The 15,563-nt window shown below is 64.6% G+C and carries 11 protein-coding genes; 1 reads left to right on the top strand and 10 read right to left on the bottom strand.

Features of this window, described 5'->3' with window-relative positions; all coding sequences use genetic code 11:
• Positions 1-39: 39 nt before the first annotated feature.
• The 4 genes from M4J40_RS15780 to M4J40_RS15765 all read right to left on the bottom strand — a co-directional run bounded on the left by M4J40_RS15780 (position 40) and on the right by M4J40_RS15765 (position 8,609).
• Positions 40-2,427 (bottom strand): methyl-accepting chemotaxis protein, encoded by a 2,388-nt coding sequence (locus M4J40_RS15780; RefSeq protein WP_251755292.1) that lies wholly within the window; start codon positions 2,425-2,427, stop codon positions 40-42.
• Positions 2,428-2,715: 288 nt separating this feature from the next.
• Positions 2,716-5,421 (bottom strand): bifunctional acetate--CoA ligase family protein/GNAT family N-acetyltransferase, encoded by a 2,706-nt coding sequence (locus M4J40_RS15775; RefSeq protein WP_251755290.1) that lies wholly within the window; start codon positions 5,419-5,421, stop codon positions 2,716-2,718.
• Between the two features lie 64 nt (positions 5,422-5,485).
• Positions 5,486-6,316, bottom strand: coding sequence for a universal stress protein (locus M4J40_RS15770; protein ID WP_251755288.1), 831 nt, complete (start codon positions 6,314-6,316; stop codon positions 5,486-5,488).
• A 124-nt stretch (positions 6,317-6,440) separates the two neighbouring features.
• On the bottom strand, positions 6,441-8,609 hold the full coding sequence (locus tag M4J40_RS15765) for a malate synthase G (protein ID WP_251755287.1): 2,169 nt from the start codon (positions 8,607-8,609) through the stop codon (positions 6,441-6,443).
• Positions 8,610-8,820: 211 nt separating this feature from the next.
• Between M4J40_RS15765 and M4J40_RS15760 the strand changes: the two genes are divergently transcribed.
• Positions 8,821-10,449 carry a diguanylate cyclase gene (locus M4J40_RS15760; protein WP_251755285.1) on the top strand — a complete coding sequence of 543 codons (1,629 nt, stop codon included), beginning with the start codon at positions 8,821-8,823 and terminating at the stop codon, positions 10,447-10,449.
• A 9-nt stretch (positions 10,450-10,458) separates the two neighbouring features.
• Here the strand turns inward: M4J40_RS15760 and xseA are convergent, their stop codons facing one another.
• The 6 genes from xseA to M4J40_RS15730 form a co-directional block, all read right to left on the bottom strand.
• A complete protein-coding gene (gene xseA, locus M4J40_RS15755; RefSeq protein WP_405030763.1) occupies positions 10,459-11,898 on the bottom strand; it encodes an exodeoxyribonuclease VII large subunit in 1,440 nt (479 codons plus the stop codon).
• A gap of 97 nt (positions 11,899-11,995) precedes the next feature.
• On the bottom strand, positions 11,996-13,384 hold the full coding sequence (locus M4J40_RS15750) for a glutamate--cysteine ligase (RefSeq protein WP_251755281.1): 1,389 nt from the start codon (positions 13,382-13,384) through the stop codon (positions 11,996-11,998).
• Positions 13,385-13,506: 122 nt separating this feature from the next.
• Positions 13,507-14,250: a 16S rRNA (uracil(1498)-N(3))-methyltransferase gene (locus M4J40_RS15745; protein ID WP_251755619.1), complete on the bottom strand. Its 744-nt coding sequence runs from the start codon at positions 14,248-14,250 to the stop codon at positions 13,507-13,509.
• Positions 14,251-14,413: 163 nt separating this feature from the next.
• Entirely contained in the window at positions 14,414-14,653 is a 240-nt protein-coding gene (locus M4J40_RS15740; RefSeq protein ID WP_251755280.1) for a glutathione S-transferase, read from the bottom strand.
• Positions 14,650-14,988 (bottom strand): DUF1127 domain-containing protein, encoded by a 339-nt coding sequence (locus M4J40_RS15735; protein WP_251755278.1) that lies wholly within the window; start codon positions 14,986-14,988, stop codon positions 14,650-14,652. Before M4J40_RS15735 ends, M4J40_RS15740 begins: the two co-directional genes overlap by 4 nt.
• A 187-nt stretch (positions 14,989-15,175) precedes the next feature.
• Positions 15,176-15,499: a DUF1127 domain-containing protein gene (locus tag M4J40_RS15730; RefSeq protein ID WP_251755277.1), complete on the bottom strand. Its 324-nt coding sequence runs from the start codon at positions 15,497-15,499 to the stop codon at positions 15,176-15,178.
• Between the last annotated feature and the right edge of the window lie 64 nt (positions 15,500-15,563).

Here is a 15,563-nt window from a genome sequence, read left to right as displayed (position 1 = left end):
CATTGGAGCCCGCCCGCTTCCCTCTCCCCCCGAATACTGTCAGGCCGCCATGACGCGGTTGATGAAGTTCTCGACGACCGCGCGAAGGCGCGTCGCCTGATCGTTCATGTCGTTGGAGACCGCGAGGACCTGGCTCGCAGACTGCGACGTCTCGCCGACGACGCGGGTCAGCGCCAGCGTCTCGTCGGCGACCGACTTGGTCCCGCCGGCCGCTTTCTGGGCGTTCAGCGAGATTTCGGCGGTGGCATGACCCTGCTCGCCGACGGCGGTGGCAATCACGTTGGTCGTGCGATCGACCTCGCCCATAATGTCGGAGATGGCGCGGATGGCCGAAACGGCTTCATCGGTCGAGGCCTGGATCTGGGCGATCTGCGAGGCGATCTCCTCGGTGGCCTTGGCCGTCTGGCCGGCGAGGTTTTTCACCTCGGAAGCGACCACGGCAAAGCCCTTGCCCGCTTCGCCGGCTCGCGCCGCCTCGATGGTGGCGTTAAGGGCGAGAAGATTGGTCTGTTCGGCAATGGCCTTGATGAGGGTGATGACATTGCCGATGCGCGTTGCCGCGTCCGAGAGGCCGGAGATGGTGGCGTCAGTCTTCTTCGCCTCGCCAGTGGCACGCTGGGCGACGGCGGTTGCCGTGTCCGTCTGGCGAGAGATCTCTCCGATGGACGCCGACAGCTCCTCTGCGGCTGCGGCGACGGTCTGGACGCCGTCCGATGCAAGCTCGGACGCCGAGGCGGCGGTACCGGCGCGCTCGCGCGCCTCCTCCGCAATGGAGGCCAACGCGCGAGCGGTTGCCTCCATCTGGTCGGCGTTGCCTGCGACGGTGCCGACGAGCTGCTCGATCTCCAACCGGAAGTCGTTGATGACGCCCTCGATGGTTTCCTGGCGGAGCTCCCGGGCCCGCTGCTCGGCTGCGGTCTGGTCGGCGAGACGGCGGCGCTCGATGGCGTTGTCGCGGAAAACGCGGACCGCGCCGAACATGCCGCCGATCTCGTCCTTTCGGCCGGCGAGGTCGAGCGCCATGTCGGTGTCGCCGGTGGCCAGCCGCCGCATGGCGGCGGTCAGGTTGGTGATCGGGCGGGTGATCAGTCGCGACAGAACGACGCCGATGATCAATGCGAACACAAGTGCCGCGCCGAGCGTACCGGACATGGTGAAGGTGCTGGACGCCCGGTTGCGGCTGGCCGCTGCGGCGCGGTCGTCGACCACCGCCTTGATCGAAGAAATGGCCGCGACCGACTGGCTGCGCGACTCTTCCCGCGCGCCCTTGAAGGCCTTGGAGGCATCGACCATTTTGGCAAACGCCTCTTTGAAGCGATCGATGTCCTTGGACGGATCGACGCCTCCTGCAGCCACGATTTTCTGCCCCGTCTCCTTGGCGACATCGGCCGCCTTGAGGGTTGCCTTGGTACTGATTGCTTCCGGATCGTAGCGATAGGTTGTCGTCTGCTGCGCCAGTTGGTCGATCTGGCTGCCGAAAACGGTTGCAAGGTCGGATAGCTGGCGGGCCTTGGTGGCGTCTTCGAGCAGAGACTGCATGTTGTAGCTGGCAAGATCACGCTGCTGGCCGGCCAGGCGAATGATCTCTTCGGTGCCGTTGCTGAGCTTGCCGAGGCCGTCGAGGGCGAAGATGCGCTTCTGCTCGACTGCGAACGGGTTGGAGCTGTTCCGCATCTCGTCCAGCAAAGGGACGAGATCCTTGGCCACCTGTTCAATCGTGCCGGCTTGCGCCTTTATCTCGTCGTCGGCGCCCAAGGCCCTGATCTGATTGACGATCGCCCGTACCGACATCACCGCCTTCAGCGCCGCGTCGATGTTCGCGCCATCGCCGGTCGCGGCAAACTTGGCCAGGAGCTCGTTAGCCTTCAGGGCCGAGATTTCGATCTTGTAGGCGGTGACGGCGAGGTTGGCGGCGGCATTGGTGGCAAGCGCGGACTCGCTGGCCTTGGTCTGGAAGTCCTTGGCCTTGGTGGCGGCGTCGGATTCGATCTGGCTGGCCCGGCTCTGCATGTTGGAGAGCAGTTCCATGGTGGAGGCGGCGCTGGCCGCGACGGCATCCGATGACGAGGCCAGCACGCCAATCGAGGCACGGAACTTGTCGACGGCCGCATAGGCCGGGGCAAGGGCGGGGTCCGACTTGCCGCCAAGCTCGTCGAGGCTGGCGTTGACCTGCTCAAGCAGGCTGCTGGCCGCTGCCGCGGCGCCGTTGTCCCTGTTCTGGATGAAAGTCGTTACCGCATTGCCGGCATCGTTGACCGTCGCCAGTACCGAAGCCGACTTCGAGGTCATGTCCACGGCAAGGCCCAGGCGGCTGAGGCCTAGAAATCCGGCTCCTCCAACGACGGCGGCTAGTACCGCGAGAGAGACCAGACCACCGCCGATTTTCATTGAAATCGAACGGTTCGACAGGAAAGCCGTGAGCGACATTTTCTCCCCCCGGAATAGCGCCCGCCACAGGACGGCGCGCAAGCTGCACGTGTGCATCCGCAGAATGTGCTGCTCGCAGGTAAAGAAAAAGTGGATGGGATGCGCGAAATACGCGAAAAATTGTCAGCTTCGCAATCGTTTGCGCTGAGTGGAAGTCTCGGCCGCCGCCGGTTTTGTCGGGATCGTTCCATCGACGGCTGAAAATGGCGGAGAAATCAAACTGGCAACGACCGTTCATGCATATGAAACGGCGAATTCAATCTTGAGATGTGGCGGCTAGACTTTAGTTCAGTCCGCAGTCGAACGGAGGTCCAGGGAAACCCGGATGATTTCCGGACTGTCGGGATCGGGCGCCAGCACAAAGCCCAGGCGTTCGCACATCCGGAGCATCTGTCGATTCTCGGCGAGAACCTCTCCGTGAATGCGCCGGTAGCGCTCGCGGCGAGCGTAGCGGATGATCTGCATCATCAGCGCTCTTCCGAGGCCGTGCCCCTTCAGGTCTGAGCGAACCGACACCGCGTACTCCCCATCGCCGCCGCCAGGGTCGCCGTGCAGCCTGACGCCACCAAGCATCTCGCCGGTTTTCGGATCGAGTGCGACGAAGGCCATGGCGCGCGAGTAGTCGATTTGCGTCAGGCGGGCGACAAAGGCATGACCCAGATCGTGAACCCGCTGGAAAAAGCGCAGGCGCATGTCCTCGGGGGTCATTCGCGCGAAAAAGGCAAGGTAGCGCCCTTCGTCCTCCGGTCGCGCCGGCCGAACGAAGACCGATTGGCCGGTGGGGAGTGCGATGTACTCCTCCCATTCGGTTGGGTAGGGGCGGATGGACAGGCGCGGGTGGTGGACGGCGCCGCCGGACGCCGGAGGGTCGGCGACAAGCGTGACGCGTGCATCGACCACTGTCAGGCGATCCGCCTCGGCGATGAGCGGGTTTAGGTCTATGTCGGCAATGGCCGGGTGCTCGGCAACGAGCTGGGCGAGGCGTTGCAGGACGATGGCGAGACGGTCGACATCGACGGGGCGGCGGTCGCGATAGCCCTGAAGTTGGCGGACCACACGCGTCCGGGCGATCAGGTCGCGGGCGAGGTTGGCATCGAGCGGCGGCAAGGCCAACGCTCGGTCGTTGATCACTTCGACGGCGGTGCCGCCACGCCCGAAGACCATCACCGGTCCGAAGACCGGGTCGTCGGTAACGCCCGCGATCAGCTCAACCGCCTTGGGCGCTACGATCATCGGATGGAGCGTTACTCCGTCGATACGAGCGTCCGGGCGGGCCGCTTTTGCCCGGGCGATCACCGCTTCCGTCGCGACACCCACTGCGTCTGGGCTCGATAGTTCAAGTTCCACCCCGCCCACGTCGGACTTGTGGACGATATCGGGCGAAGCGATCTTCACGACCAGCGAACGATGCTCGGCAAGAAGCGTCGCCGCAAGTCGCATGGCCTCGTCGCTGTCGGCTGCGGCCAGCGCCGGCACGATGGGAATGTCATATGTGCCGAGGAGCTCAACCACTTCGCTCGCCTTGAGCCAGCGGCGGTTGTCGGCCAACACGGCGGAGATCACGGCTGCCGCACGGGCCCGGTCCGGAGAGAAGCCGGCCAGAACGTCGGCCGGCGTCGCCGTCAGCGCCGCCTGAGCCTCGGCATGGCGGACAAGCTGCATCAGCCCCTCGACTGCGCCGTGCGGTGTTTCGAGTGCCGGTATGCGTGCCCGAGCAAAGGTGTTGCTCCAGCCATCGTCCTCCCCGAGCCAGGCGGCGATCAGCGGCTTGCCGTCGTAGCGGCCCCGGCGATACTCGGCCACGGCGTCGACCACCGCTTCGGCCGCGAGTCTGGAGGGGGCAAGGGGGGTGGGGCAGTTGATCGCCACCACGGCGTCGACGCCTCGGTCGGCGAGGATGGCTCGCGTTGCCGCGCCATATCGGTCCGCGGCGGCGTTGCCGATGAGGTCCACCGGGTTGCTCCGTGACCATCCCGCCGGCAGCACCTGATCGAGGGATGCTATGGTGCCGTCGGACAGTGTGGCGAGTTCGCCGCCAAGGTCGACGACACGATCGGCTGCCAACACTCCGGCGCCGCCCCCGTTGGTGACGATGGCAATGCGCTTGCCCTGGATCCGGGGTACGAGGCTGAGAGTTTCGGCGGCTGCGAACATTTCGTCGAGGTCGGCGACCCTGAGCAAGCCAGCCCGGCGAAAGGCGCAGTCGTAGACGGCATCGACGCCGGCCAGCGCGCCGGTGTGGGACCTGGCGGCGCGGGCGCCGGCGGCATGCCGGCCGGCCTTGATCACCACCACCGGCTTCGACCGGGCGGCGGCGCGCGCCGCTGACATGAAGGCGCGGGCGTCGCGAATGCTCTCGAGATAGAGCAGGATGGCGCGGGTCCGGTGGTCGAGGGCGAAATGGTCGAGCATCTCGTCAAAATCGACGTCGACGGCGTCCCCGAGCACGGCAATGCCTGAAAATCCGATGCCATGTCGCGCCGCCCAGTCGAGGGCGGCGTGAGTGAGCGTTCCCGATTGCGAAATGAAGGCAAGGTCGCCGGGTACGGCCGCTCGCTGTGCGAAGCTAGCGTTGAGGCCGATGGGCGGTATCTGCAGGCCGGCGCTGTTGGGGCCGAGAACCCGAATGTCATGCCGCCGCGCCGCCGCCTTCATCGCTTCCAGAAGACTGTTCGGCCCGTGGCCAAGACCGGTGGTGATGACGACCGCGTGGCGAATGCCGACCGCGCCGAGCTCGTCCATCACCCCGACAATTGCCTCCGGCGGCACGGCGACGATCGCGAGATCGGCCGGTGTGGCGAGATCTGCGACCGAGGGAAGAACCGCGACGCCGTCGATCTCGGTGATGAACGGATTGACGAATGCGACCCGGTCGCGACCGAAAGCGGCGAGGTTGCGAGCAAGAACCGACCCGACCGAGTTCGGCCGAGCCGTCGCGCCGATCAGCACGACACGCTTCGGCCGGAAGAAAGGGTCGAGGCTCTGGTGGCTCATGTCGGGCGAGGGCTCGGCGAAGGGGCTCGGAGCGCAGCCTTCGGCCGCGCCCCGTTATGGGCGATCAGTGAGTCATGAGTGTCGGAATGGTCATCTTCTCGAGCATGTCGCGGGTAACACCGCCGAGCACGAACTGGCGGAAGCGGTTGTGCCCGTAACCGCCCATGACCAACATGGTGGCGCCGCTTTCGGCGGCATGGTTGTTGAGCACCGCCGACACCTCCGAGGCCGAACGCGGCAATGTCGTGACCGTGACCTTATGGTCGTGGCGGGCCAGGTAGGCCGCGACGTCCGCCCCCGGTTCTCCGGACCAGCTCTTCGAACCGGCCACCATCACGACTTCGATCGAGGTGGCCACCCTCAGCGCCGGCAGGGCGGCGTGAACGGCGCGGGCCGCCGTCGACGAACCATCCCAGGCGATCATCACCTTTTCGGAGGTGATCGGTTTGTTCCAGTTCGACGGGACGATCAGGACCGGTACACCAGACTCGAACAGCAGGGTTTCGATGATGGCCGCGCGCATCGGCTCGCCATGCTCGGGGTCGTCCTGGCCGATGACGATCAGGTCGGAGAGTTGTGCCTGCCGTACGATGGCCGGCGTTCCGCCCGAGTAGACGGTGGCAGTGCGCGCTTCGGCGTCGACCTCGTATTTCTTGGCCTCGGCGGCAAAGGCGGCGGCTGCGTCCTTGGCCGAGGTCTCCGCATTGGTGATCGCCTCGACGAGGTACTCCGCCGGAACCGGCGAGGCAAGGAAGCCGGGAGCAATAGGTTCGAGCGCCAGCGCCAGACCCGTGACGTGGGCCTTTCGCCGCGACGCAAGTTCAAGCGCCGCCGTGGAGGCGTTCATCTTTTCATTGTAGATGTCGATGATGGTGAAGATGTCCCTGACGGTCATCGCTGCGCCTCCTCAGTGACTTCAAAACGGGGTCCCAGTGACCCGACGTTGGCGGCAAGGCCTTGTACGAGACCAAAAAACCGCCGACGCCATAATCCTTAGATAGGTCTGGGCGCCGATCAATTCACCTCATGGCGATCTCCACCTTTCGCCTACGCCGGAATGTCGTCAGGACCGGCTCCGTATAGCCATTCGGCTGGCGGTCGCCGGTCATGATGAGCTCGATCGCGGCCTGGAAAGCCAGTGATCCCGAGAAATCGGTGCCGATCGGTCGATAGGCTGGGTCGCCGGAGTTCTGCCTGTCGACGACCGCCGCCATCCTCTCTAGCGTTCCCATCACTTGTTCGCGACTGATGACGCCGTGCTTCAGCCAGTTGGCAATATGCTGACTGGAAATGCGGAGCGTCGCCCGGTCTTCCATCAGGCCGATGTCGTGGATATCGGGCACCTTGGAGCAGCCGACGCCCTGGTCGATCCAGCGAACGACGTAACCGAGCAACCCCTGCGCGTTGTTGTCGAGCTCCTCGGCGATCTCCTCGGCGCTCCATGGACGGTCCGGAGCGATCGGCAGTGTCAGAAGCGCCTCGAGGGACGCCCGCTCGCGCTTGACCAGCTCGGTCTGGCGGGCGGCAACGTCGATGTCGAGATAGTGCAGGGCATGCAATGTCGCCGCTGTTGGCGAGGGCACCCAGGCGGTTGAGGCTCCGGCACGCGGGTGCCCGACTTTCTCCGCGAGCATGGCCGCCATCCTGTCCGGCGCCGCCCACATGCCCTTGCCGATCTGGGCGCGTCCCCTAAAGCCCAGGGCCAGGCCGGCGTCGACATTGCCTGCTTCATAGGCGGCGATCCAGGCGGCCGACTTCATGTCGCCCTTTCGCACCATCGGCCCGGCCAGCATGGAGGTATGGATCTCGTCGCCCGTGCGGTCGAGGAAGCCCGTGTTGATGAAGAACACGCGCGACTTTGCTGCGGCGATCGACGCGCGAAGATTCACCGAGGTGCGCCGTTCCTCGTCCATGATGCCCATCTTGAGCGTGAGCGGCTTGAGCCCCAATCCCGTCTCGATTGCCGAGAACAGGCGGTCGGCGAAGGCGACTTCATCGGGGCCGTGCATCTTCGGCTTGACGATATAGACGGCGCCGGTACGGCTGTTGGCATGCCGACCGTTCGGACCCACGTCGTGAAGGGCGATGGCCGACGTGACGAGGGCGTCGAGAAGGCACTCGGCGGTTTCGTTGCCGTCGGCGTCCAGGACCGCGTCGGTCGTCAGCAGCGACCCGACGTTGCGCACCAGCATCAGACTGAGCCCCTTGAGAGCTCCATCCGAGTCGTCACGCTTGAAATAGCTTCGATTGGCGGCAAGGCGCCGGGTCGTGCTTATGCCGCCCTTGTCGAAGCTCGCCTCGAGGTCGCCTCGCATCAGTCCGAGCCAGTTGCGGTAAACGGCAACCTTGTCTTCCGCGTCGACAGCGGCGACCGAGTCTTCGCAGTCCATGATGGTCGTGAGCGCACTCTCGACGAGTATGTCGGCGATTCCGGCCGGATCGCTCGCACCGGTCGGCTGTCCACGATCGAAGTGAATGTCGATGTGAAGGCCATTTCGCTTCAGGATGATGCCCGCCGGCTCCTCCTGATCGCCGCGATAGCCGACGAAAACGTCGGGATCGACGAACTCTTCCTCGTTGCCATCGGAGAAGCGAACCTTGAGCCGACCGTCGACGATGACGTAGGCGACGACATCGGAATGGCTTCGGGACGCAAGAGGGGCCGCCCCGTCGAGCACCGCCTTGGCCCGCGCCACCACCGCCTTGGCCCGCTCGGCGTCGAAGCCGCTTTGCGGCGGCGGCGTACCGAGGGCATCCGTTCCGTAAAGGGCATCATAGAGGCTGCCCCAGCGGGCGTTGGCGGCATTGAGGGCGTACCGGGCGTTCATCACCGGGACGACGAGCTGCGGACCGGCAACCTCGGCGATCTCCGGATCGACGCCACTCGTCTCTATGGAAAAGGGTGCCGGCTCGGGAACGATGTAGCCGATCTCGGCAAGAAAGACCGAGTAGGCGGCACGGTCCACGGGGCCGGGGTGGGCCGTGTGCCAGTCGTCGATCTGACGTTGCAACGCATCGCGCCGGTCGAGGAGGCTTCGATTTTCCGGGCCGAACCTGTTGATGATATCGGCGAGCAAAGTCCAGAAGCGATCGGGATCGAGGCCTGTGCCGGGCAACGCTTCCCCTTCGATGAAGTCGGCGAGCTCCGCGGCGACCTTGTAGCCGTTCAGCGTGCGATAGGCGGTCATTTCGGCATCCTGGTTTTGGGGGCTCCGGAAAACCCCTCATGGCACGGTGCCTCACAAAAGCCCTTGCGATAGGCTCTGTCCAGTCCCGAACGTGATCTTGATCGGGATCAGGGGAGGGAAAAATGCATATATCCGAAACCAAATGGAAAGGCCTTGCAGGATATATGCTCCCGAATCATTTTTCCTAATCTATTTCTGCGGAGCCATTCACGTGCAGCCGGCCGCCGTCATTTTGGCACTTGTCGTAGCCGGTACGGCTGCGACCACCTGGCACACGCTGCGCATCGGCAGCTTTCCGGGGCGCACCGACTATCTCATGCTGATGGCATCGGGCTGCTGGTGGGCGATCTGTGCCATTCTCGATGTCAGCTCCGAGGCGCCCGAGCTCAAACTGTTCTACTCGGAGCTCGCCTGGTACGGCATCGTCACCACGCCGATCTCGTGGATGCTGTTCATGAGCGCCTATGTTCGGGGAGGCGATCTGCCGAACAGCTCGTTCTACACCGGGCTTTCGATCGCGGCCGGTCTTTCGATGCTGGGCATTGCGATCACCAATGAGCTGCATCACCTCGTCTATGTGGCCGTGACGCCGGATCCCACGCCGAACTATCCGCACCAGCTGTATTACGAACATGGTTCGGTCTTCTTCGCGGTGATGATCGCCATCTACTTCTTCATGGCGCTGACAACGGTCCGAACCCTCTGGGCTGCCATCCATGCGCCGCCGGTGCATCGCGCCCAGTTCGCCGGTCTCCTCATATCGGCCATGGTGCCCTGGGCGGCCAACGCGGCGTACAACCTCGCCGGGATTCGGGTTCTCGGCTTCGACCCGACGCCGCTTGCCTACGTCGTGGTCCCGGTGATCTACAGCTTTCTGGTCAGCCGCAACCAGTTCCTGTCATTGGCTCCTGTCGCGCTCAGCGCTGTGGTCGCAGCCCATCCGGACGGCATTCTGGTGGTATCGGGAAATGGGCTGATTGCCGAAGCCAACGCCGCGATGCACTCGATATTCGATGGCAAGCTGTCTATCGGTCAATCTTTCTCGAGCCTCGGCGCCAACTTCGGGCCGGCGGACCGGGCAAGCCTTTTCAACGGTGGAGAACTGGTTCGGCGCTGGCAGAGGGGCGATCGTACTTACGAGGTACGGACCGTCGTTGTCGGAGGGGTTCGCCACTCCGAAAGCGTTGCCTATGTGCTGCGCGACATTACCGAGTATCTTCGCGCCCAGGAGAGTCTTCATGTGTCGACGCGGCTGATGGAAGATCGCCTCGAAGCCAACTTGCGCCTTCAGGAGCAGTTGCACGAGATGGCGCACCGCGACAGCCTCACCGGTCTCAATAATCGGCGCATTCTTGAAAGCATCTCCGATCGGTTGATCGACAGCGCCGACGCCATCGGACGATCGCTCGTCGCCGTTTCACTCGATCTCGACCATTTCAAGCGGCTCAACGATACCTTTGGCCACAAGGCGGGCGACGACGCCCTGGTCGCGTTGGCGGGCGTTCTCGCGCGCTCGCTTCGCCCTGGTGAGGTCGCCGTGCGGATGGGAGGCGAGGAGTTCCTGGTCCTGATGCCCCACGCCGACATCGAGGAGGCCCGCGCGCGCACCGAGGCATGGCGGGCGGTGATCCGCTCTCAGCCGGTGAAGACCAGCCAAGGCGTGGCCGAGATCAGTTTCTCGGCCGGCATCTCCGCCTATCCCGACACCGCAGCGTCCTTCGAGCAGATGCTGCAGCAGGCCGACAAGGCCGTCTATGCCGCCAAGCGCGCTGGCCGCAACCGCGTTGTCGTTTCCCGCTTGCCGGGCGAGGCGGGCGAGGCGCGACTGCGATCCGTTTGAGCGCACCCGTCAGAAAAGATTGCCCTGGTCTTCCGGGCCGGGCTTTGGCTTCGACCGGCGCTGTGCCGGCTTTGCCTCTGTAACGGGAGGCGGTTCGTCGCCGATCCGGCCTCGAACCCGGCCGTCAGCGAACTCGATCTCGATCGGAGCTCCGGATGCGAGCCCGCTGGCGCGGAACACCGGTTTACCCTCACCGTCGCGCACCAGCGCATAGCCCCGCCTTAGCGTTGCCATATGGTTGACCGCATCGAACACCGAGGCCACCTGATCGAGACGTCCCCGTCGTCGGGCGATCAACTCGCCAATGGCGCGACCGCCGCGCGCCGACAAGACCGACAGCCGCTCGGCGAGCTGCTCTTGGGTTCGGAGAAGGCTCGTCGGCGTGAGGCGGGCCGTGACGCGCTCGAACCGCCGGCCATGCAGGGTGGTGTTGGCCGCAAGCGCCTTTGGCAGCGCGTTGGCAGCGGTGTCGAAGCGCTGGCGTGGCAGGGCGAGGATATCCGACGCGCGAGGGAGGGCGCGCGCGGCGGCGACGAGCCTTGTCCGTCTGAGGTCGATAGACCTGAGGCTGGCGCCAGCAAGGCGACGCCCGAGATCGTCGACACGATCCAGAAGCTCGCGTCTCACCGGCACCACCATTTCGGCGGCGCCGGTGGGTGTCGGCGCACGCACGTCGGCGGCAAGGTCGATCAGGGTCCAGTCGGTCTCATGGCCGACGGCAGACACCAGTGGAATGTCGCTGGCCGCCGCGGCACGGACCACGATCTCGTCGTTGAATCCCCAGAGATCTTCGAGGCTGCCGCCACCGCGCGCCACGATGATGACGTCGGGACGCGGAATGGCTCCGCCATCCGGCAAGGCATTGAAGCCTGCGATGCCGGCCGCCACCTCGGGACCGCAGTTGTCGCCCTGCACCTTGACCGGCCAGACCAGTACATGCACCGGAAAACGGTCGGCGAGGCGATGCAGAATATCGCGAATGACGGCGCCGGTCGGCGAGGTGACGACGCCGACGACGCGCGGAAGATACGGTAGAAGCTGCTTGCGCTCCGGGTCGAAAAGGCCTTCGGCTCCAAGCTTTCGCTTACGCTCTTCCAGGAGCGCCATCAGCGCCCCGGCTCCGGCCGGTTCCAGCGCGTCGATGACGATCTGATACTTGGACGAGTTTGGGTAGGTGGTGAGACGCCCGGTGGCGACCACCTCCATGCCTTCCTCGGGCTTGAAGCGCAGTTTGCCCATCACGCCGCGCCAGACGACGGCCTCGATCCTGGCTCCCTCGTCCTTCAGGGCGAAATAGGCGTGCCCCGAGGAATGTGGACCGCGGTAACCGGAGATCTCGCCGCGCACACGCACAAAGCCGAACTGATCCTCGACGCTGCGCTTGAGGGCGAAGGAGATTTCCGAAACGGTAAATTCGGCGGCGTTGGTCGGGGCGTCGGTCACCAAGATCTTCCGGCAGAGCTGAAATGAGCCGCGCGCGGCGACTCGATGGGACGACGATCATGGCGGCCGGAAGGCGAGGCGTCAAACGCTGGGCGGCGGGCTTTCACAGGCAGCCGAGGTCGCCCATCGGCTGCATGTCGAGCGCACAGAAGATGCCGTCGAGATTGTCGCCGAACTTCTCGAGCAGCACTTCGGCTTCCGTCTTGCCACGGTCGAGGATGATGTCGAGCGGCCTCAGATACTGCGTCTCGTCCTGACCGCAGCGGTTGAGGTGGGCGCGGCGGGCAAGGCCGGCCCGTGACAGCTCCACGACTTCGCGGCCGATATCGCGCACCGTCCGTCCGCCGATTTCCGCCTTGAGCGCCAGCGTCGGCACATCGTCGCGTAGGCGCTGACGTTCCTCGGCACTCCAGTTCTTGACAAGGTCCCAGGCTGAATCGAGCGAAACCTGGTCGTAAAGAAGACCGACCCAGAAGGCCGGAAGAGCCAGGATGTGGTCGGTAGAGCCTGAATCTGCCCCGCGCATTTCAAGATAGCGCTTCATGCGCACTTCCGGGAACAGCGTGCCGAGGTGATTGTCCCAGTCGCCGATTGTCGGTTCGACGCCGGGCAGCCGGTTGCGGAAGGCGCCGGCCATGAACTGGCGGAAAGTGATGTCGGTGGCCCGGTGATAGGTATCGCCGCGCTTGATGAAGTACATCGGCACGTCGAGCGCCCACTCGACGTAGCGCTCGAAGCCGAACTGTTCTTCGAATACGAAGGGAATCATACCGGATCGCGCATTGTCGGTATCGCGCCAGATCTCGGAGCGTTCCGACAGACGACCGGTGGCCCGTCCGTCGAGGTAGGGCGAGTTGGCGAACAATGCCGTGGCGATCGGCTGCAGGGCGATCGACACCTGCATCTTCCGGCGCATGTCGGCCTCGGAGGCGAAGTCGAGGTTCACCTGCACGGTTGCGGTGCGGAACATCATGTCGAGACCGCGCGTACCGACCGTCGGCATGTAATCGGACATGATGGCGTAGCGCGACTTCGGCATCACCGGCGTCTCGGGCAGCGTCCACACCGGACTTGCGCCAAGGGCGAGAAAGCCGATCTTGAGAGGCGTTGCGATCTCCAGCACCTGCATCATGTGCGCCTGCAGTTCCGTCGCCGTCTGATGCAGGTTGGTGAGTGGCGCCCCGCTGAGTTCGAACTGGCCGCCCGGTTCGAGGCTGATGGCGCCACCATGCGTGGGGTCGAGCAGGCCGATCGGCCGCCCCCGGTCGGCGATCGGCTCCCAGCCGAGCAGCCCCTCCATGCCCTCAAGCAACTGGCGGATGCCGCCCGCCCCTTCGTAGGGCACCGGTGCGTGACTGAACTTTCGGAAACCGACTTTCTCGTGCTCGGTGCCGATCCGCCAGCGTTCCCTGGGTTTGCAGCCGCTGGCGATCCTCTCGACGAGATCGGCGACGGAAGTGATCGGCGTAGTGTCGGACGTGTCGCGCGCCATATAGGGGTCCCTTCGGATTGGGCGGCAACCTAGCCGCCCGACGAAGTTTGTTCAATTGTCGGCAACGATCGATGAGAGACGTTTTGCGCTTTGCCTCGTCACGATCGTGTCAGGAGCCGGGCCTACCAGTCGCCGAGCGTCGCCTGGATGACGGTGAGCGCCGCCACGGCCGCCGTGTCGGCCCGCAGAATGCGTGGGCCCAGAGGGATCGCGGTGACGAAGGGCAGGGACCGCAGGGTGCGCCGCTCATCATCGGAAAAGCCCCCCTCCGGACCGATCAGCACGGCAAGTGGTCCACGCGGCAGGGACGCCAGCGCCGCCAGAGGATTGGTTGTCTCCTCTCCCTCGTCGCAGAAAACCAGACGGCGGAGCGGTTCGTCGCGTTCGAAGCGGGCGAGAGCCCGGTCGAGCTTCTCCTCGTCTTCGACGTTGGGCACGTGAAGCACCCCGCATTGCTCTGCCGCCTCGATCACGTTGGCCCGCATGCGCTCGATGTTCACTCGGCTCGCCTGGGTATGCTGCGTCAGCACGGGGCGGATCCGACCTACGCCCATTTCGACCGCTTTCTGCACCATGTAGTCGAGCCGGGCATGCTTCAGCGGCGCGAACAGGTAGAGTAGGTCTGGCGCTGGGGGCTGGGGTCGACTCGGCTTGAGATCGATCAGTTCTGCCGATCGTCTTCCGGCAAGACCAATCCGACCCCGCCACTCGCCGTTCACACCGTCGAAGACCAGCACGTCGTCTCCTTCTCTCAGCCGAAGCACGTTGAGAAGGTAGTTGCTCTGGTCTCGGTCGAACGACACCGGCGCGCCATCCAGCGGTGTTGAAACAAAGACGCGCGGCGTACGGAAATCGGAATGGGCCATGGACATGCCAATAGCACGCCCCGAAGGGGCAAAAAAAGAGGCGGCGCCTTGCGACGCCGCCAGTTGTTCCGGCAGGGGGCCGGGATGGGATGGGTCCGGAAAGGAGGCGGGTCCGGACCCCGGAAGCGCACGGGGTGGCGTGCGCACGTGAAGGGTGCCTCAATCAGGCCGCTTCCAGCTCCTTCTGGCGCTGCTTCTTGAGCGGCATCGAATAGCGAACCTCCGGCGGCGGCTGGATGGCCGTCTCGAAGGCCAGCATCGCGGCGAGAAAGGTGTCGCGCGCTTGACGGTCAGCAAAACCGACCACCTTGCCCTTGTAGTAGGTCAGGGCATCAGGGCTGACAGGGCGACGGGTGATGGGGCAAAGATCGTTGACGCAGTCTTCGAGTCTGGGTGCGATCATTCTTCCCTCCCCCTGACCAAGGGCGTGTAATTCACGCTCTCCGCGCGACGCAGGACAGCACTGCTCATGTTCGCCGAATTGCCGCGTGCGATGGCGGCGAGCCTGAGCGACGGGTCGGCATGAAGCGGACCGTCGAGGGCTACGCGCAGGTCGTACCGGGTGAGGCCAATATCGGCCAACTCGTGATCGGTGAAGTCGCAGAGTTGTTTGGCCATCCATCGATTGACCATGATCTTCGCGACGGACGCGGTGCGCTCGGCAGCGGCGCGCACCAGCGTGGTGAACGTCGTAACGAAAGCGGCGGCGTAAGTGCGGGACGCGAAGGTCGTGGACATGATCGGCTCCATCAAGGGGCTTGGATGGTTTGGGTGCGTTGCGTTGGGGTCAAGGGGTTGAGGTTTGGAGTTGAGGCGCCAACGGGGCTTCACCTGGAAGCCCCGTTGAGATTTTGTTTACCTTTCCATAAGTCTGGCGAATGCTTTATGCCCGACTTATGTGGATCTCTTATGAAACACGTACGTGTTATTCACGAAGCGCGGCGGAGGCTTCCAGGGCCTGCTCACGGTCGGCGCGTCGGGCTTCGGCACGGCGCGCAGCAAGTTCATAACTCGGCTTGCGGTCGATTGGCGTCAGCAATGCGCCTTCGACATCGGCGTGGGAAATGCCCATGTCCTTCAGCGCGCGCGCGTCGAACTCAAGCAGCTGCATGGTTTGCCGACGATCGATTTCTGCGGCAATCAGCGTGCCAAGACGGCGAAAGAGTGCGCTCGCGAGACGAAACGCCTCGTGCACGGAGCGAGAGGCGGAAGCGCGGTGCGAGGATGCATGATCGAGGATCAGGGTCATCTCTTGGCTCCTGCGGACTTGTCCTGCTCGTGGAGCAGAACGAAGCGGCCTTGCGTGTTTGATG

It is taken from the genome of Pleomorphomonas sp. JP5 (assembly GCF_023721815.1).
Taxonomy (GTDB): domain Bacteria; phylum Pseudomonadota; class Alphaproteobacteria; order Rhizobiales; family Pleomorphomonadaceae; genus Pleomorphomonas.
Note: the sequence above shows the minus strand (reverse complement) of the source record. Positions and strands in the feature narration are given on the sequence as shown.

Coding starts and splice junctions, on each gene's coding strand:
- M4J40_RS15780 (WP_251755292.1), bottom strand. CDS start 2,427: ATGTCGCTCACGGCTTTCCTGTCGAACCGTTCGATTTCAATGAAAATC.
- M4J40_RS15775 (WP_251755290.1), bottom strand. CDS start 5,421: ATGAGCCACCAGAGCCTCGACCCTTTCTTCCGGCCGAAGCGTGTCGTG.
- M4J40_RS15765 (WP_251755287.1), bottom strand. CDS start 8,609: ATGACCGCCTATCGCACGCTGAACGGCTACAAGGTCGCCGCGGAGCTC.
- M4J40_RS15770 (WP_251755288.1), bottom strand. CDS start 6,316: ATGACCGTCAGGGACATCTTCACCATCATCGACATCTACAATGAAAAG.
- M4J40_RS15750 (WP_251755281.1), bottom strand. CDS start 13,384: ATGGCGCGCGACACGTCCGACACTACGCCGATCACTTCCGTCGCCGAT.
- M4J40_RS15745 (WP_251755619.1), bottom strand. CDS start 14,250: ATGGCCCATTCCGATTTCCGTACGCCGCGCGTCTTTGTTTCAACACCG.
- M4J40_RS15735 (WP_251755278.1), bottom strand. CDS start 14,988: ATGTCCACGACCTTCGCGTCCCGCACTTACGCCGCCGCTTTCGTTACG.
- M4J40_RS15740 (WP_251755280.1), bottom strand. CDS start 14,653: ATGATCGCACCCAGACTCGAAGACTGCGTCAACGATCTTTGCCCCATC.
- M4J40_RS15730 (WP_251755277.1), bottom strand. CDS start 15,499: ATGACCCTGATCCTCGATCATGCATCCTCGCACCGCGCTTCCGCCTCT.